The organism is Veillonella parvula, from assembly GCF_040094895.1.
GTDB classification, from domain to species: Bacteria; Bacillota; Negativicutes; order Veillonellales; family Veillonellaceae; genus Veillonella; species Veillonella parvula_L.
The window spans coordinates 242,953-268,331 of record NZ_JBBNGV010000003.1 but is presented as its reverse complement, the minus strand read 5'-3'; the positions used below and the strand labels follow the sequence as shown (position 1 = coordinate 268,331).

Genomic DNA, 25,379 nt, shown 5'->3' with positions numbered 1-25,379 from the left:
CTACGTTATACAGGAACAGTCTATATGCGTAATTGAGTAAGTTAGGATCAAGTGATGATGAAAACTAAACCAGTGGCAACCACCCTGTTGGTTGTCATGGCTATTATATTTTTAATTTCATATCCACAGCGACATGATACATTTTGGGCCTTTATCATGCATATCTCTGGGGCAGCTATGATAGGCGGCCTCGCGGACTGGTATGCAGTAACGGCTCTCTTTACGAAGCCTTTAGGCATTCCTTTCAAAACGGCAATCTTGCCGCGCAGTAAGGAACGATTAATTCAAATCGGCCGCACTATGCTCAGCGAAGAGCTATTGCGCGTGCCACAGATGTATTATGCTATCAAAAAAGAACGCGTTATGGTCCGTATCGTTGAATACGGCATGAGCGATGTGGGACAAGTTCAAATTCGAAATCTCTTGTACGGTGTGGGCAATCAAGTTTTATCTCATATGGATATTGAACCGATGCGTCAAGAGATTAATAAGGCCATTTATAAGGGGGTTACAAACTGGAAAGCAACACCCCTTGTTATTCTCTTTGGCCGTTGTATGTTAGAACGTCACACAGCAAGCGTGTTTTGGCTTTATTTTAACCGCACATGTCAGCGTGTTATCGCATCAAATCAGGTATATCCGTATTTGTATCGCGTCATGCTAGACATTATGAAAACTTATACAAAGGATTCTTTCTTTCGTGAATTGGCCATCGCCTTTGGCGGAGATGGACTTTCACCAGAACGATTGGTAGAAACGGTACAGAAAAAAGCCGTTCAATTCTTGAAGAAAAATGAATCTATTGACTCTGCATTGGGGCGCTATGTATGGGGCCAAGCTATTCGCTTTTTCAATAATTTGGAAACTAATACAGAGTGGCAAGCTTTCATCGAAGAACATAAAAATCAGTGGATTAGAATGGTTCTTGAAGAATGGGAAGGCAAACTTATCGATGGGGATACATTGGATTGGAAACGCCTCATGGACATCGTTATGGAGCGCTTTAATGTGCTCGGTACCGAAATTTTGTTGAATCCAGACAAGCAGGCGCCGTTTGAGCGGTTCTTTTTGTTGCGTAGTATTCCGTGGTTGCAGAAATTGAACCCCCTCATCGACAGTGTGGTAGGTCAGGAGTTATCTCGTTACTCGCCAGATGAAATCACTCAAATTGTGCGCGGCAAAATGTACTATGACCTTCAAATGGTGCGTATTAATGGTTCCCTTATAGGGGCTGTCCTTGGCGGCATCTTATACGGTTTGACCATCATTGTAGAGGGGGTGCTCAAATGATTAGTTATTTGAAATCCCTTACCTTGAAACAGCGTGCTAATGGCATTTTAGGCTTGACTGCCGTATTGTATTGTTTTGCTTTTGTAGGACAATTTTTCTTTGGCTATGAAAGTTGGTATCAACCGTTGTACTGGGCTGTTCAATCTGCCCTCATCGGCAGTGTGGCTGACTGGTTTGCTGTAACAGCATTATTCCGTAAGCCACTAGGTTTCCCATATCATACAGCGCTAATTCCTCGAAATAAAGATCGCCTCATTAACGGTGTTATTAAACTTGTAGAGATGAAGATGCTTACCAAGGAGCGTTGTAAAGTATTATTAAAAAATGTGCAATTTGTGCCATTGTTTGAGAAGTTCTTGTTGTCTCCTGAGGGGCAGAGAGCAGCGCGCCTTGTGATTCATCAAGGGTTACACCTTTTATGGAAATCTCAAACTAATGAAGAATGGGCACAATGGGGGGCAAAACGCATTCGTGGATTACTTCAACAACATTCTCTCGTGCCCGTTTTGAAACATGTATTACTCGATTTATGTGAGCATAATCGCTATGAAAGCATGGTCGTACAAGTTTTAAACGTGATTCAAGAACGGATTAATCATCCGGCTATGGTTACCTGGCTTACCGCTGTCGTAGCAGAAGAGGCACATAAGAAAAAGCGAAAAGGCTTCTGGTCTGATTTCCTTATTTCTATGTCCGAAGCTACCGATGTAGTAAACTATCAAGAAATGGCAGAGGCTATCGTTCAAGAAGCCTATGCGATGCTGGAAAGCTGGAAGCGGCCCAATAGCCCCGAACGAACTGCTTGGTTGCGACAATGGGTAGAACCAATTCGTAATATTGAAGAGAATCATGAAGTCTGCGATGCTCTTAATGAAGCGTGGGAACGTTGGATTCGCGAACAAGACTGGGAATCTGTTATCGAAAATCATTTATGCCCTTATATAGAAGAACTATTGCTCGTAGGGGATGAAAATGGAGAAACGCCGGCTCAGGTTTTAGTTAATATTGCTCTTGAATTATGGAATGTATACGGTCAATCAGAAGATCTTAGAAATCGTATTGAAAAAACCTTACACGATATTGGAGACTATGTACTTGAACAAGGGTATGACCTCATTGAAACTATCATACGTCAAGTATTAGGTGGCCTCAGTACAGATAAATTTATTTATTTTATTGAATCCAAGGTGGAGGATGATCTCAGCTGGATTCGTATTAATGGCGCTATCGTTGGTGCTGTAGCGGGTCTGATTGTATGGACCTTCCTCGAATATGTATATATGCCGTTTTGGCAACAATTTGTAGGCTAAAGTTAATTATCTATAATAAGTTGCTTTAAAATTAAATACACAAAAACGAGCATATAGAAGGAGCTTCTATATGCTCGTTTTTTATGGTTTAATTAATTCTACATTATGGGCTTTTTGAATTAAAATGGATATAGAAAAGGGACTGACCATTGGTCAGTCCCTTTTATGTTATTCTTCCCTTGTATTGTACGGCAATCGCACGGTAAATGTAGTTTTTACTTGTGGTTCACTCGTGGCCGTTACTGTACCATGGTGTAAGTTAATAACTTTATTTACAAAGTATAGGCCTAGGCCGATGCCGTGATTAGACTTTTTATTTCGCGATTGTTCCGTCTGATACATCCGATCCCAAATATGATCCAGAGCTTCAGGTTCGATGCCAATACCATTATCTGTTACGGTAATGACTAAGTCTCTGCCTACTAGTTTAGCCGAAATATCAATAGTAGAGTTTGTAAACTTAATGGCATTGTCCACTAGGTTTGTGATAGCTCGACGTAATGATACTTCGTGAGCATTCATATGTAAATTAGGCTCAATATGAGATGTAATCGTAATCTGTTTATCTGTATTTTCTGTACAGAGTCTTGTATAGTCGTGGACCATATTGGATAACATCAATGATACATTGACAGGTGCAAAGCTTAGACCTTGTGCATTTTCAAGGCGGGCTACATCAAGCAGTTGGCTTACGAGGTTAGTCATGAACTTAGCTTGCTCTAAGATATGTGTTAAACCTTCCCGTAGATCTGCTTCTGTACGACCGTATTTTAAAGCAAATTCACTTTCTGCTTTAATAACGGCAATTGGTGTACGTAGCTCATGAGATACGTCAGAACTAAATTGTCTTTCACGATTGGAAGAATCCTCAAGACCTGAAATCATACGGTTAAATGTTGTAGTTAGTTCGTAGATTTCATCTCTCGCTGTGCGAGCTGGAATGTCGATACGACGGCTCAAGTCGTTGTTCTTACCGATGACTTTAGCTGTTTTTGTTAAAGTTCGGACCGGTTTAAGTCCTTTTTTGATGAAAAGATAACCGCCTAGGGAGGAAATTAGTAAGAAAATGATATTCCCTAATAGTAAGCTGTATAAAAGGTTTTCCGTCTTTTTAGAGGCTGTTTTTACTTTTGTAACAGCACGCAAAATACCACGATAGTTCGGTTCGTTGACCGGAGTATCGTAGTAGTAGAAGGTATCATCACCAGCAGCAATTTCACCAACTTGGCCTAAGGAAAGGATTGTTTGGTTTGGAAACCCATCTGGCAAGGCGCCTTTAATAATATAGCCGTCTTGAGTTGATACAAAGAAGAATGTATTATCTTGGTACGGTTTAAACTTGCGAATATCCGTAGCCATAATCATCGCTTGTTGTTGTAAGCGTTCGCGCACTTCTTTGTTATCGGATTCATGTGTATATGCGTAAATCCATGCGGATGCAACCATCAAAATGATAAGCAAAAAGATGGTATACCAAGACATAATTTTAAAGGTTAGGGGCAGCCGATTAAATAAATCGGTGGCTGCCCCAGACATGGTATCTAGATCTCGGTGAGGATCATTAGTTTTCTGTTTTGAGGACATACCCTACTCCACGAACCGTTTGAATGAGTTTTACATTCTCATCAGTATCAATTTTCTTGCGCAAATCTTTAATGTATACGTCGATAAGGTTAGAGTAGCTTTCATAATCGTATTCCCAAACATGGTCAAGGATTTGTTGACGAGATAATACGATATTTTCGTTACTTGCTAAATAGAATAATAGGTCGAATTCTTTTGCAGTCAATGTAATTGTTTCGCCGTCGCGTTTAACAGTACGTTGAGGAACATTGATGGTAAGTGGACCTACATGGATATCGTTTTGTGCATGACGCGCATTACGACGAGCTAATGCATAAATACGAGCGGTTAACTCTTCAAGATCGAAAGGCTTTACAAGATAATCATCTGCACCAGTGTTAAGGCCTGTAACTTTATCTTGTAAGGAATCCTTTGCTGTTAAAAGCAATACAGGTGTTGTATTACCGTCGTTACGCATTTGTGCAAGAGCACTGATACCATCGAGGATTGGCATCATAATATCCATTACGATAACGTCATAGCTAGATGTGTTAACGTAATCGATCGCTTGTTGCCCATTGAAGCATGTATCAACTGTCATATTTTCTGCACGTAAATATTTAGCCGTGATACCATTCAGCATTTCTTCGTCTTCTACAAGTAAAATTTTCATTCTCTGTTCTCCTTATGTATGATTTAAAAATATAGCTCTCCAACTACATTAATTATAGTCATTATATATATATAAACTTTCTTTTTTTGAAAGCCACAACACCATATAAGGTGACTATATATATAATATTATATAACTTATTTATCTATTATCATACCTTATACAATAGTAATGAGCAAAAGATGAATGTACGTGCGAGTTTACAAGACTTTTCTTCATTTTTGAAAGCCTTAAAAATGGTGAAAGACTGAAACTTAATGAATTCTGCTAATGAATAAAATCTAACTATATCGAAGATTGCCGTATGCGCATAGATGAGGGTGATTTTATCGATTTTAGATGATGTGCGATAAATCACTAAAAAAACTTATGATAATTATTATCACAGAAATAAATGCTTGTTATGAACGGAGAAATACGATAATTTTCGATGATTAAATTCGAGGTAAATTTAGTAGGAATTTAATGGATATTAATTATTAGGAATGGTTAGCAATAATTAAAAAGCTAGTGTTTATGCGAATTCTATAGATACCAAAGGAAATAAAAACATAGAAAAATTTCGGAACCGAACTACTTTCGTAAAATCCTTAACTTCTTGTAAAAATTATTCATATAGGTAATTTTTTGACTCCTCTTTTTACCTTAAAAATACTAAGTGAAATAAATTATCAATTAGATTAATCAAAATTAATTATGCATAATAGGGTTTAGACATGACCTGAAATGCTCTCTATAATTATAGGTAAAGAAATAAGAAAAATCGCATAAGTATGGGGTTTTTCTTGAAAGAAAAATGATTAGGTTATCAAAAATTTTTATAAGTTTTTGAAATGAGATAGTCTAACAGGTTTCTTATTAATAGGTAGTTATGAGGAGGTCATTATGGAACAGTTTGATGTTCTAGTAGTAGGTAGCGGTGGCGCCGGCATGCGTGCGGCTCTTGAAGTAGGTCGTCGCAAAGGCTTAAAAGTAGCTCTTATTACTAAAATTTTCCCAACTCGCTCTGCAACAGCAATGGCGCAAGGCGGTGTAAATGCATGTTTGAACAACGTTGCAGCTGAAGATACAGTTGAAACTCATACTTTCGATACTGTAAAAGGTTCTGACTATCTTGGCGACCAAGATGCAATCGAATTCTTCTGCTCTCGTTGTCCAGAAGGCGTACTTGAAATGGACCACATGGGTGCTCCATTCTCCCGTACTGAAGAGAATAAAATTGCGCAACGTAACTTCGGTGGTCAATCCTATCCACGTACTTGCTACTCTGCGGATAAAACTGGTCACGTTATTTTGCACACAACTTACGAACAATGCTTGAAAGAAGGCGTACACTTCTTACAAGAATGGTATCTTTTAGATCTTGTTAAATCTGCAGAAGGTCACGTTGGTGGCGCTGTTGTGTGGAACATGAAAGAAGGTCGCGTAGAACAAATTAAAGCGAAAGCTATTATCTTGTCTACTGGTGGTGCAGGCCGTATCTTCTGGACTCGTACTACAAACCCATTCCTTTCCACAGGCGATGGTATGGCAGCAGCATTCCGCGCTGGTAACGGCTTGAAAGATATGGAAATGATCCAATTCCATCCAACTGGTCTTGGTCGTACTGGTATCTTGATGTCCGAAGCGGTTCGTGGTGAAGGTGGTTACCTTCTTAACGCTGAAGGCGAACGTTTCATGAAAAAATATGCGCCTAACAAAATGGAATTGGCATCTCGTGACGTTGTAGCGAAAGCGATCGAAGATGAAATCGCTGCAGGTCGTGGTTTCGGTTCTGGCCTTAACGCATATGTAGTAGCTGACCTTCGTCACTTGGGCCCTGAAGTTATTATCGAAAAACTTCATGGTATCCGCGACTTAGCTATGTGCTTCGAACATTGCGATCCATTGACTCAACCGGTACCTATTCGTCCTACATGTCACTATACAATGGGCGGTATCGACGTAGTGGATTACAAAACTTGTGCATGTGAATTGCCTGGTTTGTTCGCTTCTGGCGAAGCATCTTGTATCTCCATCCACGGTGCGAACCGCTTGGGTGGTAACTCCTTGGCAGACGGTGTAGTATTCGGTAAGGTATCCGGTGCTGGCGCAGCTGATTATGCTGAAACACATGAACAACCTAACGTAGATGCGGAACTTGCTGCAGCTGCAAAAGCTTGGGAAGCTCGTTTCACAGAAGTAACATCCCGTGAAGGCGGTCGTCCGGTTGTAGAAATCCGCGATGCATTGGCTGATGCAATGTGGAATAAAGTAGGTATCTTCCGTAATGAAGAAGGTATTACTGAAGCCTTAAAAGAAATCGAACAATTGATTGAAGATTATAAAACTTGCTATGTAGGTGACCCTGAACGTACTTACAATATGGCATTCGTAAACTATTGTGAAATCGGCTCCATGTTAACAGTAGCAAAAGCTATTGCTATGGGCGCTTTACACCGCCGTGAATCTCGTGGTGCTCATATTCGTGAAGACCATCCTAAACGTAATGATGAAAAATACTTAAAACATTCTTTGATCAAATTAGGTGCTGACGGTCAATACGAATTAACAGAACGCGACGTAGTGTTCACTAAATACGAACCACAAGAAAGGAAGTACTAAGATGAGACAAATCACCTACCATATTCACCGTTACCAACAAGGTCGCGCGTTTGTACAGACTTTCAAATTCGATTACGAACCTGACCGTACAATCCTCTGGGGCCTTCAAAAAATTAAAGATACACAGGATCCAACATTGACATTCTTGGCAGCTTGCCGTTCCGCAGTTTGCGGCGCTTGCTCCATTCGTGTAAACGGCGAAGCGATGCTCGGCTGTGAATCTAAAATCGATGAATTAACAGAACGTTATGGCACAGACGAATTGACAATCGCTCCGATTGGCAACTTCCGTGTTATCCGTGACTTAGTTGTTGACTGGGAATCCAAAGTTGATCGCTTGAAAACAGTTGCTCCTTGGATTTTCCTTAAAGCTGAATTCAACGAAGGGGACAAAATCGTTCGCCAAACTCCAGCTGACTTCAAAAAATTCGTTGCTGGTACAGAATGTATTCTTTGCGGTTGCTGCGCATCTGAATGTAACAAATTGACTGCACGTCAAGATGACTTCTTAGAACCATATGTATTCACAAAAGCTAACCGTTTCGTATTGGATAGCCGTGATGATGCACCTATGGCTCACATTCAACCTGCATTCGACAATGGCCTTTGGAAATGCGTTCATTGCATGAACTGTATCTCCCGTTGCCCTAAACACTTAAAACCTGCTCAAGATATTTCCAACTTGCGTAAAGAAGCTACAAAAGCTGGTCTTACTAACAGCAAAGGCGTTCGCCATGCAGTTGCTTTCAAAGAGGACCTTTACAAAACTGGTCGCTTGAAAGAAGTTTCTATGAGCTTGAAATCTGATGGTGTTGTAGATTCCGCTAAACAAGCATTCTATGCATTGCGTTTGTGGAAACACAGCAAAATCAATCCATTCGAACTTGTAGTACCTCAAAAACCTGTAAATGGTATTGATGGTGTTCGCAGACTTATGAAAGCAGCTGAGGAGGTAAGCAAATAATGAAATACGCATTTTTCCCAGGTTGCGTTCTTGAAAGCGCTGCCAAAGAAGACTACTTAGCAACAGTTGCTGTAGCTAAAAAATTAGGCATCGAGTTGGAAGAACTTGACGGTTGGACTTGCTGCGGCGCGTCCCACGTTCAAGACATCGCTCCAGAAATTACACTTGCTACAAATGCTCGTAACATTGCATTGGCAGAAGAAAAAGGTTTGAACCTTTTAACTGTATGTAACACTTGTACTTTGATGCTTCGTGAAGCTAAAAATGAATTAGATAATAACGAAAAAGAAAAGAATGAAGTTAACAAAAAATTAGCTCAAATCGGTAAACAATACCGCGGTACAACTGATATTACTCATTTCTTATGGGTATTGATCCGCGATTACGGTTTGGATAAATTGAAAGCTAAAGTTGTTAAACCTTTAACTGGTTTACGTGTAGCTGAATATTATGGTTGCCATATTCTTCGCCCTCAAACTGAATTGGGCTTCGAAGATTATCAAATGCCTACATCCTTAGCAGATTTAATCTCCGCTATCGGTGCTACACCAATCGACTTCTCCCGTAAACTTGATTGCTGCGGTTTCCATGCAGTATACCCTGCACATGATTCCGTAATGCAAATGACTGGCTCCATCAATAAAGATGCAGCTACAGAAGGCGCAGATTGCGTAGTTACTCCTTGCCCACTTTGCCAAATGCAACTTGATATGTTCCAAAAAGAAGCTAAAGAAGTTGTAGGCGGCGGCAAAGATATGCCAATCTTGCACATGTCCCAATTAGTAGGTCTTGCTCTTGGCATTTCCCCTGCTGAAATGGGTATGCCTAAACGTCACTTAACTGATACTGCAGCAGTGACAAAATTTGTAGGTTAATTCGTTTGATTTAGACATGATCAGAGTTGGTCTATATAGTAGTCTGAATCTAAACCTATTATCATAATTACCAGAAGATCCCCCTAGCTTAGGCTAGGGGGTTTTTCTTTTCTAAAAATGGAATTTCAGTAATGTTAATAGTAATATGTTTGGATTTAATTGTACTGAATTATAAATCGTGAAATATATATAAATCGATAAATGTAAAATAAATACAGTAAAATACTAACTTTATAAATAAATTTGATTTTGATATCGATTGATAATTGTAGTATAATAAATACACAAATTGTATACACTTATATGAATAATAGCTAATATGTTGTAATTCATAAATTATTATAATGTTATATATACTAGATTATACAATATAAATTTGGGAGATATTATATTGGAAATGCTAGTTATTATGCTTTGAGAGGGCGATTAGCATTATAGAGTGTATATACGGGGGAAATAATGAATGATATGCTATTAGAATATATCGATCGAATGATTGATCAAGAGACAGAACATCGTGTTTTTTCTGTGGATTTTAACAACAAACAGTACTTTGTAAAACAGGATATAAGTAACCATCGCTCTAGTTGGATTAAGCCCGCACCTAGAGCTTCTTTTGATTATGAGTTTTACAAGATTTCTTTTGTGAATACGCAATTGCCAGTAGCTCCTGTTATTGCTGGTTTTAGAGAACATTATTTTGTTACAGAAGCTTGTGGTAAAACGTTAACATATTATAGCCAATTGCCCGCTCAACATCCAGAGGATGATAGTTTGCAGGATATGTTAAGTCATATTTTTTATATGTTTGGCAAGACATTAGGTCAGTTGCATGATTATGGCTTGAGTCATGGCCGTCCTGCTATGCGCGACATTACCTATGAGCCTGAACTAGATAAGATCACATTGCTCGATTGGGAGAATAGCCGTCGTTGGCCTGAGTTAACACCGCAAGGCTGGGATTTACTCGTCTTCGTTCACAGCTTCCTTCGGGAGGATAATTTATCCATTTCGTATCTATATGCTATGATGAATGGCTATAGCTCAGCTTGTACAGCCCGTGAGACAGTGCTACATATAAAAGAAATTTTACGTAAACATGAGTATCTTTTTAAATTCTGTCGTATGTTAAATCCTCTACATTTTGTGGACACTGAAGCGGCTGTTAAAGCATATGACTTTATATTGGCGTTGAAAACCGAATAATATGTATTTGAATAGTACTCGTAATAAGAGCACTTTATAGACCTTTACTGGTGGTATCTAGAATATTAATCTTCTAGATATCATTAGGTAGAGGTCTTTTTCTATTTCAATTTATAGTATTACAGTCAGAGTTCAGCTACTTTCACTATAAGTACCTTAAATAACGGCAAGGGGGTTGTCGAACAAGGCCCTCAGGAATATAAGAGGGTGAAAGGAGGTGATACGATGGCTAACATTAAACGCACTAAATTGGTGTTGCGTTTTAACATCGGTACCGAAGATGCGCCGAAGTACAAAGACGTAACTTATACTCGTGTTGCAGAAGAAGCGTCTGACGATAATGTGAAAACCGTTGGTAATGCGCTGGCAGCCTTGTATGACCACAGCTTGTCCGACGTGGTCCGCGTCAATGAAGTATCCTTAGGGCATTAAGGGTAGAGTTCCTATTCATTCTTGTTTTAGGTGATCCAAACACATTTTATTGCTAGATTCGTACATTCTCAGATAGTCGTAAAGAGGTGTAGAAATAGCAAGTCCACACATTCCCATCCTTATTGATATGAATCGAAGATACGTATATTTGTAATCTAACATGTTTACAGCCTATCTAGATTCGATGAACTTGTTTATGAAACGTGAAAGGAGGCGCCCACATGGCGGAAAAACGCGTTGTATATCTTACATTTTCTACGGTCGGTGGTAAAAGCACATCAGTCACAATTAGTGCTCCTCGTGCTGGAATTACTTTACAAGATGCTAAAACAGCGGCTAATGCGTTAGTGGCTAACAAAGTCATTCTTGGTGCTGGTGATGCAGAATTAGCAGCATTTACTACGGCTCGTGAAGTAAAGACACAAACTACTGAATTGCAATAGTACTGATTATGTACGATGTGATTTTGTTAGTGGAAATATAATTTAATAAAAAGAGACCTTGATCAAAGCAAGGTCTCTTTTTGCGTTGCAATTGAGACGTAAGTTCAAATTTATTTCAGGTTTATAATTTATAATATCCTTTATAATGACTGGTATTTATATGATGTTGGAAAATATAGTATGATATGCTAGACTTATTAAGTGATTTTGATTATCGTTTTGATGTAACTTGATTTATTTAAAACTAGTTTAGTAGGGGAGAAAATAAGTTTATAGAATTAAGCTGTTAATAAAGGAGGTTTACGATGAAAGAGGCTTGGGAATTATTCTTACATGGTGGATTTGTTATGTGGCCATTACTAGTGGCCCTTATCATTGCCGTAGCTATAGCGATTGAACGTATAGCTTATTATCGACAATTGAAGCGGGAAATGTTTGCTCTGAATGATGCATTAGAAGAGAGAGAAATGAACTGGCAATCCTTATTAACTACCTTAGAATCTAAATATACAGCTAATATTTCGTATAATCTACCTCGCGTGCTTGGACAGTGTCAGGATCGTAATGTATTGCAGTCTAAAATGGAGGATATGGTGGCTCATGTTTATACGCACGCTTCTCGTGGCCTTGATTGGCTCTCTACCATTGTTACGATAGCACCATTATTAGGCTTACTTGGTACTGTAACGGGTATGATTGGTGCCTTTCAGGTATTCGGTGCTGACGGTGCGGTACCTACTGCTATTACCGGTGGTGTGGGGGAAGCCCTTGTCGCAACTGCTTCCGGGCTTTGCGTGGCTATTGTAGCATTATGTTTCCATGCTGCATTTACCCATCATGTACGCATGACGATATCTCGTTTAGAAGATTCATTTTCTCGTGTTTTAGATTCTTATGATCGGGGGCATGCTGCATGAAACGAATGAGTCGTATGGAGGGAGAAAAGCCTACTTTAATGGTTATTCCTATGATTCATATCATCTTTTTCTTGCTCGTATTTTTTATGATTAGCACCATATATACAATTCCACAACAATCCTTATCTATTATGCTGCCAAAAACGAAAACGCAGCAGTCCGCTGAGTTGCGCCCGGTTTTAATTGATTTTGAAAAATCTGGGCAGCTGATGATAGATGATGGGTATGTGACGAAAGAACAGCTTATTAGCTCTGTGAAAGCCAAGATTGGAGAGAATAAAAATCAAAATTTCCTTATTCGTGCCGATAAGGATTTGAGCTATGGCAAGGTCGTGGAGTTAATGGATGATATGAAAGTAGCCGGCGCTGCAAGTATTAGTATTGCCACTGTTAATAAATAGGTGATGCTATGCCGAAAAAATATGTAGATGTGTGGAAATATCCACATATGACCTATAAAAAAGCCTTTGTTATTGCCACTATTATCAGTATTATTATGGTTGGTGTTGCTTTTATTTCCTTTTCTGATTACATCGAATCTCAAATGATCGGATCTTTGCAAATTAATTTTCTAACGGAACAGGAAGCGGAGAAACAAGTAGAAGAAATTAAAGAGCAGATTAAAGAAGAGAAGGTTCATGAACTTCAATACCAAAAAGAATTGGAAAATAATAAAGTTCAACCTGATAACGGTGGAGCCGGTCACGGAGGACAAAATGGGAACTCTGCTGTTCCTACAAAAAGTGATGTAAGTCCGTCTAGTCAACAAGCGCGTGCTGGTGAAACAGGTACTATTAAACAATCTTCTGTCGGTAGCAATACGGGGAGTGGACTTGTCGGGCCTGAAGGTCCTGGAATTGGGTATGCATCAACAGGAAGTGGAGAAGGGCTTAGCGATCGTGAAAGTACCGGAGGTACTGAAGCAGATGTCGGCGGTGGCGGCGTATTTAGCTATGATGGGTATTGGAGTAATTTACAAAGTGCAATTAATAGTAATTACCCTACAGATGCATACACTATGGGGATTCAAGGTGATGTGACACTAAGGATTTATTTTGCCCCAGGTGGTAGTGTTGCCAGTGTGGAAATTCTTAATTCTGATGACCCTATGTTATCAGAACATGCTAGGGAATATGCTTATAGTGTGGGCGGTGCTGAAAATTCTACAGGTACACAACAATATGCAGATATCACAATTCATTATAATTTATAAGTATAATGAAAAACTAGTATCTTTATGGATACTAGTTTTTTTATATGTATATATATTACTTTGATAACATAAAATAATATTGATAGTTATTCCTGATGAATATATAATTGAGATTAGATATCGTTTTATACTATTAGAGCCCTAATATATTTTCTGGAGGTGTGTGATGAAAAAGTCATGGGCAGCACTATTATGTGTTGTATGTCTAACGTCTGTTGCAGGTGTGGTAGGTGCAGAAAATAATAGTTCTACAAGTGTAGATAGTGTGAATGAATCTCAAAATAATGCAAGCGATGAGCAGTCAAGACGTATGAAAGACATTACGGTTACCGCTACTCGTACGGAGGCTTTAGTTCGAGATGTACCAATTGCGACAACGATTATTTCACAAGAAGAAATTAAAAGTCGCCAATATCGTAATTTAGAACAAGCCTTACAAAGTGTGCCAGGCGTTGCTTTCAGCACCGATGCCCACGGTGGACAAAATATTACGATGCGTGGCGCCGAATCTCGTCATACATTAATTCTTATTGATGGACGACGTGTTACGGGAGAGTTGACGAAAACAAGAGCTAATGCTATGGGCTGGCTTCGTCAAGGCATGGATAATGTGGAGCGCATCGAAATAACGCGTGGTCCGTCGAGTGCCCTTTATGGTTCCGAGGCGAACGGTGGGGTTATTAATATTATTACAAAACAATCCAGAAAGCCAAGTGTAGAGGTTAATACTGAAATTTCCCGACGTGATGCATCGAGTGCGACAGGATATAACTTCAATGTATTGGCTCGTAGTGGACAACAAGGAAAGTGGAACGGATCGATTGGTGCTGGAATTCGTAGGAATATAGCGGGAAATAATGACTCTGGATCGGATAATAACTATCATGGTGACCGAATACCGCTTCATTTTGACGTATCTTATCAAGCGGGAAAAAGAGATAAATTTTCCTTCTTTATAGATCGAGAAACTGAAGACTTGGATATGAATACGAAAAAGGGTAATGCATTAACCCAATCGGTTGATAAAAATACGACGACTACAAGTACTGGCCTTCGTTGGAATGGCCGTCGCGGTCGGTCATCGCTTATGGTGCAGTCTTACTACAATCATTACAAAGACACTTATGATCAATATAAGCGCATGGGTGGCATAAAAAAACTATCCATTTGGGATGAATATTATAATAAAGAATGGATTACGGATGCGCAGGTTAATACATCAATCGATAAGAAGAATCTCTTAACGTATGGTGTTCAATTCCGTCGTCAAGAAGCGATTAGTACGCGTATTAATAATGGCTCCATAGCATGGTCAAGAACTCGAGAAGGCATTACAGATACCGCGGGTAAGGCAACCATTAATTACGGTAGTTACTTTGTACAACATCAATGGAAACCTAGTCGTAAATGGGTAATTATTCCTGCAGTACGTTACGATACGTCAAATGCATTTGATAGCCATTGGTCGCCTAAGATTGGTGTTACCTATAAAGCAAATGATAGTCTCCGTTTTAAAATGAATTACGGTGCAGGCTACTCCACACCTGGTATGACGGAAATGTATCATCATTGGCTTATGGCATCTAATGTGCCGAGAGGGCGATTAGGAGCTTTCGATATATATTTGCAAGGTAATCCTAATTTGAAACCTGAAAGCTCATATAACTTTGATTTCTCTGTAGAAAAAGATTGGAAACGGACAAATGTTAAGGCGTCCTATTTCCACAATGTTATTAAAAATTATATTGAAAGTGGTGCCAATCGTATTGATATGGCAAATCGCCGAATTTATGTTTCGTATTCCAATTTACCTCGTGCTGTATTGCAAGGTCTGGAATTATCTGTAAATCATAGACTCAATAATAAATGGGATGTATTCGGCAACTATACATATTTGGATGCCAAAAATGACGTGACTCACGATCGTTTGTTAAACCGTGGTCGCCATGTATTCAGTGGTGGTGTTAATTATCATCAAGGTCGTTGGACTGGTGCGTTCTGGGGTAATTATTACATTAACTACCTTGATGGCATTGATGCTATCGTTGTTAACCCACGTCTCAGCATTCCGAAGAAGAAAAATATTCAAACTTGGAATATTATGGTGACTCGTCAGTTGAATGATAATGCATCCATGTATGTAGGGGTTGAAAATATATTTGGCGAAAAACAAGACTTACGAGATATTCATGGCGCCACTTATCGCATGGGCCTTAACTTGCGTATGTAATAGTGAGATATTAATGTATGTATGAAATGCTGAGGCTTTAATGCATGTATTTCATACATAATATAGTGGCATTAATTTGAAATTATAATCTATGAGGTTTAGCTTGCATAAGTTATCTGCGAGGTGATCATTATCAATAAGCCATTATTATGTTTATTGGGTATTGTTGCCGTTGTGGGAGCTTTCACTACGGGTATAAGTTTTGAAGGCAAGCGAGAGGTATTCAGCGAGGCAGGTGCTATTCAGATTGAAGATGATACGAAGCAAATTGTGTCGTTGCCAAACATAGCAAGTCGTGTAGTATCCATTTCTTCGGCGGATAGTGAATTGCTTATCACTTTAGGTGTTAGCCCCGTAGGCGTAGTAAATTCAAGGGAGTTACCGGCAGATGTGCAGGCTAAAATTGCACAGTATCCGAATATGAATAGTGCTGTATCTCCAAGTATTGAACGAATTATTATGTCCGACCCGAATCTCGTTATCGGCATTGCCATGCCGTTTCAAACGGCGTTGCGCAAAGCTTTTAATGCGAATCATATTCCTAGCTTTTACCACTTATCCTCCAATTATGATGACATCATGGACCATATTCGACATGTGGGCACTATGACTGGTCATGATAGGGAGGCGGCTGCGTTGGTCCAGAAATATAATGATATCCTAACGGAAATCATACAGCGTCATAAAGATGAGTCTGCACCGCGTGTCCTCATCGTTTTTGGGACACCTACGAGTTACCAACTAGCCTCCAGTAAAACATATGTGGGAGATATTTTCCAAAGATTAGGGGCAAAAAATGTGGCTGATGTATATTTGCCGCAGGATGTATCGGAGAATGCTTTGGATGGATATATTCCGCTTAATCTGGAGACGATGGCCGTTCTTGATTGTGACAAGGTTATCTTGATTAATCATGGCAGTAGCGGTGAGAAAGATATAGCAGCTTTTAAAAAGGCTTTTAAAACGCCGGCATGGCAGAATGTACCTGCTGTTGCTAATGGGAATATAGAGGTCTTGCCGGGTCCTTTGTTTGCGTCGGTGCCGACCGCTCGAATGGATCAAGTGTTATTATATGCGGAAAAGGTGTTATATGGACAATCTCATTAATGTGCAGGAACGTCGTGGCTTACGCGTTTTTGTGGCTGCACTGATTCTGTTAATAGCAGGAGTGTTGCTGAGTATGAAACTGGGCGCCGTTCCATTAACTTGGGGCGAATTATACCAAATCATAACGGGTGGCGACACATCGAAAATTGGTCAAATTATCATGACTATACGCTTACCACGTGTTGTAGTGGGCTTTTTAGCTGGCATGAATCTTGCCTTAGCCGGTGTGATTTTACAAGGTATCTTGCGAAATCCTTTGGCGGATCCCGGAATTATCGGCATTACCTCTGGCGGTGCTTTGGCGGCTATGATCATCATGATTCTCATGCCTACTTACGTTATGCTTGTTCCTATTGGTGCTTTTGTTGGTGCGTTAGTGGCATCGTTTTTGGTTTATGGGATTTCTTGGCAAGGTGGGCTCAATCCGTTGCGCCTTATCTTGGCCGGTGTGGCAGTAGCTGCTTTTTTCGGCGGATTTAATACGATTCTATCTGTGTTTTATCCGGATCGTGTTCAAGGAACGGTGAGCTGGATGGCAGGTGGTTTTGTAGGGCGCAGCTGGGATGATGTAATGATGATCTGGCCTTATACGGCTATAGGAATTATTGGATCTATGATATCTATCAGATGGCTTACATTGCTTAGTTTAGGCGATGATACGGCGCGCACTTTAGGTGTGCATGTTGAAAGATGTCGATTGTCCTTACTCGTATTAGCTTCTTTATTAGCCGCATCAGCGGTGAGCGTGTCGGGAATGTTGGGTTTTGTAGGTCTTATTGTGCCTCATGTGGCGCGTCTCATTGTAGGTGTGGATTATCGTTATTTGATTCCTACGTCTATGGTTTTTGGTGGCATATTAATTGTTTATGCCGATACTTTGGCGCGCATGATGATTGCGCCAGGTGAAATCCCTGTAGGCGTACTGATGAGCTTTTTGGGTGCTCCATTCTTCTTGTATCTATTGAAAGGGGTGGGGCGAAGATGAGTGTGTTAACAGTCGATAATATAACGGTAGGTTATGGAAAACGATTGATACTGGAAAATCAATCCATCGTCTTTGATAAACCGGAAATAATATCTATTATCGGTCCGAATGGTTCGGGAAAATCAACGTTTTTGAAAGCTTTGGCCCGACTTATTAAGCTAAAACAAGGCACCATATCGCTGGATGAAAAACCTTTACATTCGTGGAATACGAAGGAATTAGCGCGTCATATAGCTTTGTTACCGCAAATTACGACAGCTCCTGAAGGAATGTTAGTTGAGCAGTTGGTTCGATCCGGACGAAATCCGTATGTATCGATTTTTAAGGAACTATCTGATGCGGATTTAGCTGCTGTGGAGCAGGCGATGAAATGCACAGATGTATGGAAATATCGGTATCATCACATAGGGGAACTATCCGGCGGTGAACGGCAACGCGTATGGCTTTCATTAAGTTTGGCTCAAGAACCAAATATTTTACTCCTCGATGAACCGACTACCTATCTCGACAGTCGTCATCAAATTGAATTGATGGAGCTGGTTAAACGTACACAGCGGGAACGAAATATTATGGTCGTTATGGTGCTACATGATTTGAATCTAGCTTTGCGCTATAGTGACCGCATTATTGCCATCAAAGAGGGGGCTATCGTCGGTGATGGAGCTCCGCATATGATGATGACTGCAGAGAATCTAGCAAATTGGTTCGGCATTAAAGCGGATATTTTACAAAGTCCTCGTAGTGAAGAAACATGTCCTATATGTGTACCATATGGTCTTGCTTAAACAGAGGAGGTTAGATGCCGTATAGCTAGTTAATTGTTAGTTGTTTTTAATGAGCTGTACACAATAGCAAAAAAACTATTGCGAAAATCACATACTGTTTATACCTTAAAGAGGCCCCACTTGTGGTGAGGGTCTCTTTATTATGGTAAAATATATGGTATACCAAATGGTTGGGTGAAACTTTCACGAAACGATGTACAAGAATAAGTACATTATAGAACCCGGATGGGGATTTTTAGTGAGGTAAAATAGTGGAATATATTATTTCGTTTATGGAAACATATGGCTATACGGCCATGTTTATTGCAATGGTTCTAGAAAATGCTAACGTGCCTATTCCGAGTGAAATCGTACTTGGTTTTGCGGGGTATTTGATAGCTCAAGGCATATTTGATATGCATACGACAATGGTAGTAGGTATCTTAGCAGGGATTGTTGGTTCTATAGTATCCTACTGGATGGGTGAGCATGGTGGGCGCCCTTTATTATTGAAATATGGTAAATATATATTTTTTAATGAACATAAATTTGAACTGGCAGAAAAGATGTTTAATAAATATGGCGGTGTAGCTGTATTTTTTGGTCGACTTTTACCTGGTGTTCGTACCTTTATCTCCTTTCCGGCAGGAATGGCACGCTATCCCATGTGGCATTTCATCATCTGGACGGTACTCGGTACGATTCCTTGGACGATTTTGCTCGTTTACTTAGGCAAGGTACTTGGTGAAAATTGGCAAGACCTTATCGAGTACAATCATGAGTTCTTGATTGGTATGATTGTTGTATTTGTCATTATAGCTGCAGTACTGGGCTTTAGATACTATCGTAATCGTCGATAAGGAGACCCCTTATGAAACTCTCTCGATTAACACCAGTCGTATTTATTGTGTGGCTAGTGTTTTATATGTTTGGCAATAATATGTTGCCTGTTACAGATCCCGTTGAATCTAATTATGCGTTAACGGCAAAGGAAATGGTTCTTTCTGGTGATTGGCTATCTCCGCAGATTTATGGTACTTATTGGTACGATAAACCAATCATGATTTATTGGCTCATTGCTCTTGGCTTTAAAGTCTTTGGAATTGCTGATTGGGTGGTGCGCCTACCGAGTGCTATTTTCGGTGCTTTGTCGGTGGCGACCATGTATCAATCTACGCGTACCATGAGCGGTAAGTGGGCGCTTGGTCTCATTGGGGCATCCGTTCTAGGCACATCTCTCATGTTCTGGACCGTAGCTCATGGCGTTGTTACAGATATGGTGCTCCTTTATATGACATTGATGGTCATGATTTACTCCTACAAGGGTCTGGTAGAACAGAAACCATATGCCATGATTGTAGCTTATGTATTCGCTGCTTTAGGTGTACTTACTAAAGGTCCTGTAGCTATTGTGTTGCCTGGTATGATTTTACTTGTTTTTGCAGGCATTAATCGTTCTTGGTCTATGGTGAAAGCTATCTTTGATTGGCGTGGCATTTTAGCTTTTTGTGTAGTTTGTTTGCCGTGGTATGTGTACATGTACAGTGTTCATGGTCAAGACTTTATCAATGGCTTCTTAGGGCTTCACAATGTGACTCGTGCTACTCAATCGGAACATCCGGAAGATAACGTATGGTGGTATTACCTCGCTATCTTCCTTGGCGCCTCTATGCCGTGGACAGGTGCTGTTATTTACGGTATAATCGATGGCTTTAAACAACGTCATACAGGGTTTATCTATAATATGACTTGGGGTGTTGGAATTGTGCTATTCTACACCTTGATGGCAACAAAATACCCTCTATATACCTTTGTTAGCTTAGTCCCATTTAGTGCTATCGGTGCTTTGGGCGTTATGAAGCTTATTCGCAAAGGCAAATCTAGAGCCCTAAAATGGATTATTATGGGGCCGACGTTGCTTTTGTGGATTGCTTATGTAGCAGGCTCTTTCTTCGCACCATGGGGTTTTTATTGTTTGCTCTATGTCGTGGTTGCTATGGCGATATTGGCTATGTTCTATACATGGTATACGAGAAGAGGATATCGTTTAGTTACAATTATTGTACTTGGTACGATGGTTATATCTTCTATAGTTGTTATGGAAGGCTTAGAGCCATTTGTTAAGCAGCGTAGTAATATTGATGTTGTTCCAGTAGTGGATTCCTATGAAGGGGATGTCTATTACTATAATGGCTATAGTACGGCTGTTGTGTATTATACGGGTCATAAGGTTATCAAGATTAATGGTGATGAAAGTCGCTGGGATGATCGAGATAAATTGAAAAAACGTAGCGCTGAATGGCAGAAGAAATATCTTATGGAACAAGTAAGTGAAGAGGAATTTAATAAGACTATCGAATCTGGTAAGCCACTTATGTTAATCGTTCCTAAAGGGGAGGTTAAGCATTTCCGTCAGTCCTCCATTTATCCACATGTATCTGAGTCTAGTGAAGCAGGTACATCTGAAGTTTACGTACTAAATAAAAAGACTCTATTCAAATAATTGTGAAAAGTTAATAAACATTACAAACAGGTAGTATCCAATGATATGTATCCCCTTTACTGGTTGTCTAGTAAAGGGGGTACATATCACAACGAATACTATCTGTTTTTTGTTAATTAGCACCTTACCACTTTTTGTTAATTAGTTGTTTGCTGTTTTTGGTTAATTAAAATCTTGCGGCTTTATGTTATCTGAAAGTTTACTGGTGTTGATCCTCTATATACTATCTATTTATTTGCCTTTTATATTAAAATGCTTATTTAAATGAATAGGATCTTGTCTATATTGATATTTTTCGTACATAAATAATAATACCTACAATATTAATATGATTTATTGACATAATTAATACATATTGATATAGTAGGTTATATTAAGTTTAGAAGACGAGGTGTTCTAAAGCCTGATTTCATCTAAGGTTTAGAAAAATGCGGAAATTGATATGAGTCATAAACGCCCCTTGTTGTGAGGTAGAAAGAGGGGACATTATGAAGAAATTTTGGTATCTATTCATTGCTATCGTGCTGTTGATAGTAAGTGGGCTAGCGTATGGTTATCATGAACACAGTAAACCAAAGACCGCCCAAGAATTAAAAACCGTGCGCGTTGCGTATTTACCGATTACGCATGCGCTACCCGTATTTGCTATGAAGGAACTGGAGACAGCAGATGGTCCAGTTCATGTAGAGCTTGTAAAATACGGTTCCTGGCCGGAACTTATGGATGCGCTCAACACCGGTAAAGTAGATGCTGCAGCTGTTCTCGTTGAGCTCGGCGTAAAGGCTCGTGAACAGGGCATTGATGTGCGCGCAGCGGCATTAGGCCATACGGAAGGTAACATTATTGTTGTAAATAACGATATTAACTCTGTACAGGACTTGAAAGGTAAATCCTTTGCTATCCCTCATAAGCAATCAACTCAAAAGATTCTCGTAGACCTCATGCTTGAACAGGCAGGTCTTAGCGAGAAGGATGTACAGATAGTGGAGATGAGTCCTCCTGAAATGCCGTCCGCATTGTCGGTCGGTCAAATCGCTGGCTATAGCGTGGCGGAGCCATTTGGTTCTCTTGCTATAGAAATGGGAGCTGGGAAGGTCTTTGAAGACCCTGATCACTTATGGCATGACAATATCTGTTGCGCCCTCGTGTTCAACGGTCAATTCGTCGATGAACACCACGATTTGGCGAGGGCTTTCACAAAAGCTTATCTCGATGCAGGTACATATTTAGACGAGCATCCGGAGGCGCAAAAGGAGATTTCCTTAAAATACATGAAGTTTAAGGATCCTGTTATTGAACATTCCCTCAAAGTGATTGGGTTTAAAGATTTAGCCCTTACAGAGGAGCGTTACAATGCGCTCGTGCATCACATGACACATATTGATTTAATCAAAAACGTGCCGAGCTATTCAGAGTTTGTAGATCAAACATTGTTACCATAGGAGGGGGACCATGAAGAAATATACATATGTGCCAGGCTCATTTATCGCAGCGTGGCTAATTTGGGAATTAATCGTTCGCCTTGGCGGATTTAACGAAGCCTTGCTGCCGACGCCATACAAAGTGTTGCTCGGCTTTGGGGAGCTCATCGGAGACGGCGTGTTATTCAAGGATGTTGCGGACAGTTTGGTGCGCTTTTTCATAGGCTATATCATTTCCGTCGTAGCCGGCGTATTCCTGGGACTCATTTTAGGCTGGTATAAGGGTATTTGGAACTATATTAACCCTATCGTTCAGGTGATTCGTCCCATTTCACCGGTGGCATGGTTGCCGTTTATCGTACTGTTCTTCGGTATCGGACAGGCGCCGGCTATCGTCATCATCTTTATTGCGGCGTTTTTCCCGGTTCTCTTATCCACGGTGTCCGCGATTCAGAATATCGATCCCGTATACATCAAGGTGGCCCGAAATTTTGGTATCAAGCAGCCGGAACTGTTATTTAAAATCGTATTGCCCGCCGTGTTTCCCGGCATCGCATCAGGACTTCACATCGCGCTCGGAACGGCGTGGATTTTCCTGGTGACGGGGGAAATGGTAGGCTCTCAGACGGGTCTTGGATTCCTCATCATCGATATGCGGAACAATTTGCGTAACGATCTTCTGATGGTGGCGATTTTGACGATTGGCTTTGTAGGACTTTTGCTCGATTGGGGCGTGTCCCTCATCGAAAAATGGATTTATAGACGTTGGGGCATTGAGAAATAGGAGGTGGACGCATGGGTTACATTTCGGTGCGCAATGCACACAAGGAATTTATGAAAGATGGAGAACCGCTCACCATCCTTAAAAATATTAATCTGGACATTGAACGAGGTGAATTTATTTGCCTTTTAGGTCCTTCCGGGTCCGGTAAAAGCACGCTTTTAAATGCTATGGCCGGCTTTGAGCTCGTTACTTCGGGCTCTATTACCATCGACGGCGCGGAGGTGAAAGCACCTCAACTGCGGTATGTAACGGTCTTTCAAAATTACGGACTGTTGCCGTGGCGAACGGTGGAAAGCAATATTGAACTGGGCCTTGAAAGCAAGAATGTACCTAAGGAAGAGCGACCTGCTATCATCGACAAATACGTGAAAATGGTGGGGCTCGACCATGCGCGCAATCGCTATTCGGCGGAGTTGTCCGGTGGGATGCAGCAACGTGTATCCATTGCGCGGGCGTTGGCGGTCGATCCGGACATTATCTTCATGGATGAACCGCTAGGGGCCCTCGATGCGTTGACACGCATCAATTTACAGGATGAAATCTCCCGTATCTGCCGTGAAGAGGGTAAAACGGTCGTATTCGTTACGCATGATATCGAAGAGGCGGTGGTTCTTGCGGATCGCGTCGTAGTGCTCGCTGCTAATCCGGGACGGGTGCAAACCATTATCCCCGTCAATCTCATCGATAGGACGGACCGGACCTCGGCGTCCTTCGTCAATATTCGAAACCACATATTTGAACAATTCCAACTCGCCAAAGAAGACAAAATCGAGTTTTATATATAATTGTGATGTTGCATGTAGATATATTTGAGTATTAATTTTGCATCAAACTTTCAGAAATAGGTGCTATTATGAATACAGTAACAGTATACATTTTATGTAGTGCGTGATTATCGGATATAGTATCACATATCATGATTGGGCATCGTAATATATGGATTGTATTACTATAGGTTTTAGTGTATAAATACAGTATATAAAAGCTTGATAATCATGATATACAGCATTATTAATTATATGGTTCGGTAGTATAAATTGGGGGAAATCCTATGTCCTTATTTGCACCAGAGGAAGAAAAAACGCTGTCTTTTGATGAATATATGGCCTCGTTTGATGCGGATCGGGTAGCAAAAGTACAGCAGTTTGTAGACTGGCTCGGTCAATATAGAGGCGAGCTTGTTCACAATCCGTGGGGTGAGGTGAATTCCGACCTCGAAATTGTTCGGTCTGACTTTGATGCGGCGCAGGTGCGTCGTAACAATTTGACGGCGTATTTGTTGCCGCGGTTGGGACGCTCCAAAATCTTTGTAGTGGCAGAGGCTGTCGGATATCAAGGCGGGCGTTTTTCGGGCATTGCCATTACCTGTGAGCGCATGTTGTTGGATAAGCATAAAACAATTCGGGCGCATCAGATAACGCCTGTTACATTACAAAGAACTAGCTCCCCTGTGAGTCCTATGCTGAAACGGACTCAACAGGAACAAGGGTTTAACGAACCTACGGATACGGTAGTATGGAGTGCCATCATTGAACAAGGTATTGATCCGTACGATGCACTGTTGTGGAATATATTCCCCTTTCATCCTCATAAGGCGGGCGAACCGCTCACTAACCGGACGCCGACTGAGTCGGAGCAACAGCTAGGTTGGGAATATACGAAAAAACTGTTGGCATTGCATACCGAATTAGGTGGACCGAAGCCTCTCGTGCTCGCTGTCGGTCAAAAATCGGCGGATACGATGGGGCGATTCGGTCTTTCAGCCATCGGTCTTAGACATCCGGCTAACGGTGGGGCTAATTTATACCGTGAAGGTTTTGCTAAAGCTATAGGCCAATCAATATGGTGAGGCGTTGAGGAACATCGCCATTGACAAACGGTTGGCATCTATTATGAAAGTATCGCCTACGAGCAGCGCTTTCACTACTCGAATTCTCGTTGCATTGCTGGTGAGTGCATATTGAAGGGTTTTATAAAAGTATGCCAGATGATAAATAATGAAATGCTTTGGGGTGGTTCGGTTTGAGCCGCCCTTTTAAGTAGTAGTAAAATTTTATGTTACTTTTGATGAATCAAGCGTAGAACTCTTTTGTTT

General features: G+C 40.5%; 23 protein-coding genes and 1 pseudogene. 22 read left to right on the top strand and 2 right to left on the bottom strand.

The window, feature by feature from the left end; all coding sequences use genetic code 11:
* The first annotated feature begins 54 nt into the window (after positions 1-54).
* On the top strand, positions 55-1,290 hold the full coding sequence (locus tag AAAT26_RS07230; RefSeq protein WP_118091233.1) for a DUF445 family protein: 1,236 nt from the start codon (positions 55-57) through the stop codon (positions 1,288-1,290).
* Positions 1,287-2,600, top strand: a complete 1,314-nt coding sequence (locus tag AAAT26_RS07225; RefSeq protein WP_349209045.1) for a DUF445 domain-containing protein — start codon at positions 1,287-1,289, stop codon at positions 2,598-2,600. Before AAAT26_RS07230 ends, AAAT26_RS07225 begins: the two co-directional genes overlap by 4 nt.
* A gap of 168 nt (positions 2,601-2,768) precedes the next feature.
* On the opposite strand, the gene AAAT26_RS07220 is transcribed toward AAAT26_RS07225, so the two are convergent.
* Positions 2,769-4,184 (bottom strand): sensor histidine kinase, encoded by a 1,416-nt coding sequence (locus AAAT26_RS07220; protein WP_004694649.1) that lies wholly within the window; start codon positions 4,182-4,184, stop codon positions 2,769-2,771.
* A complete protein-coding gene (locus tag AAAT26_RS07215) occupies positions 4,162-4,836 on the bottom strand; it encodes a response regulator transcription factor (protein WP_004698139.1) in 675 nt (224 codons plus the stop codon). Before AAAT26_RS07215 ends, AAAT26_RS07220 begins: the two co-directional genes overlap by 23 nt.
* Positions 4,837-5,721: 885 nt before the next feature.
* Between AAAT26_RS07215 and AAAT26_RS07210 the strand changes: the two genes are divergently transcribed.
* From AAAT26_RS07210 to AAAT26_RS07115, 20 genes and pseudogenes are all read left to right on the top strand, one after another.
* The gene (locus tag AAAT26_RS07210) at positions 5,722-7,440 is read left to right on the top strand and encodes an FAD-binding protein (protein WP_004694652.1); all 1,719 of its coding nucleotides are present in this window, start codon (positions 5,722-5,724) and stop codon (positions 7,438-7,440) included.
* Between the two features lies 1 nt (position 7,441).
* Positions 7,442-8,404 carry a succinate dehydrogenase/fumarate reductase iron-sulfur subunit gene (locus AAAT26_RS07205; protein WP_004698188.1) on the top strand — a complete coding sequence of 321 codons (963 nt, stop codon included), beginning with the start codon at positions 7,442-7,444 and terminating at the stop codon, positions 8,402-8,404.
* Positions 8,404-9,279 carry a CoB--CoM heterodisulfide reductase iron-sulfur subunit B family protein gene (locus AAAT26_RS07200; RefSeq protein WP_008602138.1) on the top strand — a complete coding sequence of 292 codons (876 nt, stop codon included), beginning with the start codon at positions 8,404-8,406 and terminating at the stop codon, positions 9,277-9,279. Before AAAT26_RS07205 ends, AAAT26_RS07200 begins: the two co-directional genes overlap by 1 nt.
* Before the next feature lie 459 nt (positions 9,280-9,738).
* On the top strand, positions 9,739-10,485 hold the full coding sequence (locus AAAT26_RS07195) for a BUD32 family EKC/KEOPS complex subunit (protein WP_008602139.1): 747 nt from the start codon (positions 9,739-9,741) through the stop codon (positions 10,483-10,485).
* Between the two features lie 225 nt (positions 10,486-10,710).
* Positions 10,711-10,917, top strand: coding sequence for a DUF1659 domain-containing protein (locus AAAT26_RS07190; RefSeq protein WP_009352393.1), 207 nt, complete (start codon positions 10,711-10,713; stop codon positions 10,915-10,917).
* Between the two features lie 221 nt (positions 10,918-11,138).
* A complete protein-coding gene (locus tag AAAT26_RS07185) occupies positions 11,139-11,360 on the top strand; it encodes a DUF2922 domain-containing protein (RefSeq protein WP_004694662.1) in 222 nt (73 codons plus the stop codon).
* Positions 11,361-11,665: 305 nt separating this feature from the next.
* Positions 11,666-12,277: a MotA/TolQ/ExbB proton channel family protein gene (locus AAAT26_RS07180; RefSeq protein ID WP_128114113.1), complete on the top strand. Its 612-nt coding sequence runs from the start codon at positions 11,666-11,668 to the stop codon at positions 12,275-12,277.
* The gene (locus AAAT26_RS07175; protein WP_349209044.1) at positions 12,274-12,678 is read left to right on the top strand and encodes an ExbD/TolR family protein; all 405 of its coding nucleotides are present in this window, start codon (positions 12,274-12,276) and stop codon (positions 12,676-12,678) included. Before AAAT26_RS07180 ends, AAAT26_RS07175 begins: the two co-directional genes overlap by 4 nt.
* A gap of 8 nt (positions 12,679-12,686) precedes the next feature.
* Complete coding sequence (gene tolA / locus AAAT26_RS07170; RefSeq protein WP_128114114.1) at positions 12,687-13,490, top strand: cell envelope integrity protein TolA; 804 nt, start codon at positions 12,687-12,689, stop codon at positions 13,488-13,490.
* A 166-nt stretch (positions 13,491-13,656) separates the two neighbouring features.
* Positions 13,657-15,720 carry a TonB-dependent receptor plug domain-containing protein gene (locus AAAT26_RS07165; RefSeq protein WP_349209043.1) on the top strand — a complete coding sequence of 688 codons (2,064 nt, stop codon included), beginning with the start codon at positions 13,657-13,659 and terminating at the stop codon, positions 15,718-15,720.
* Between the two features lie 123 nt (positions 15,721-15,843).
* Entirely contained in the window at positions 15,844-16,827 is a 984-nt protein-coding gene (locus tag AAAT26_RS07160) for an ABC transporter substrate-binding protein (protein ID WP_349209042.1), read from the top strand.
* The gene (locus tag AAAT26_RS07155; RefSeq protein WP_008602154.1) at positions 16,811-17,812 is read left to right on the top strand and encodes a FecCD family ABC transporter permease; all 1,002 of its coding nucleotides are present in this window, start codon (positions 16,811-16,813) and stop codon (positions 17,810-17,812) included. Before AAAT26_RS07160 ends, AAAT26_RS07155 begins: the two co-directional genes overlap by 17 nt.
* Positions 17,809-18,597 carry an ABC transporter ATP-binding protein gene (locus AAAT26_RS07150; protein WP_349209041.1) on the top strand — a complete coding sequence of 263 codons (789 nt, stop codon included), beginning with the start codon at positions 17,809-17,811 and terminating at the stop codon, positions 18,595-18,597. Before AAAT26_RS07155 ends, AAAT26_RS07150 begins: the two co-directional genes overlap by 4 nt.
* 251 nt (positions 18,598-18,848) lie before the next feature.
* Entirely contained in the window at positions 18,849-19,436 is a 588-nt protein-coding gene (locus tag AAAT26_RS07145; protein ID WP_004694680.1) for a DedA family protein, read from the top strand.
* Positions 19,437-19,447: 11 nt separating this feature from the next.
* Positions 19,448-21,079, top strand: coding sequence for an ArnT family glycosyltransferase (locus tag AAAT26_RS07140; RefSeq protein ID WP_287510898.1), 1,632 nt, complete (start codon positions 19,448-19,450; stop codon positions 21,077-21,079).
* Positions 21,080-21,567: 488 nt separating this feature from the next.
* On the top strand, positions 21,568-22,521 hold the full coding sequence (locus AAAT26_RS07135) for an ABC transporter substrate-binding protein (protein WP_008602163.1): 954 nt from the start codon (positions 21,568-21,570) through the stop codon (positions 22,519-22,521).
* 10 nt (positions 22,522-22,531) lie between these two features.
* Entirely contained in the window at positions 22,532-23,284 is a 753-nt protein-coding gene (locus AAAT26_RS07130; RefSeq protein ID WP_008602165.1) for an ABC transporter permease, read from the top strand.
* An 11-nt stretch (positions 23,285-23,295) separates the two neighbouring features.
* Positions 23,296-24,069: an ABC transporter ATP-binding protein gene (locus AAAT26_RS07125; protein WP_349209040.1), complete on the top strand. Its 774-nt coding sequence runs from the start codon at positions 23,296-23,298 to the stop codon at positions 24,067-24,069.
* Between the two features lie 266 nt (positions 24,070-24,335).
* Entirely contained in the window at positions 24,336-25,133 is a 798-nt protein-coding gene (locus AAAT26_RS07120) for a uracil-DNA glycosylase (RefSeq protein ID WP_349209039.1), read from the top strand.
* Positions 25,120-25,242, top strand: a pseudogene (locus tag AAAT26_RS07115) (DUF805 domain-containing protein); the annotation flags it as partial. The gene AAAT26_RS07120 and the pseudogene AAAT26_RS07115, both read left to right, overlap by 14 nt.
* Between the last annotated feature and the right edge of the window lie 137 nt (positions 25,243-25,379).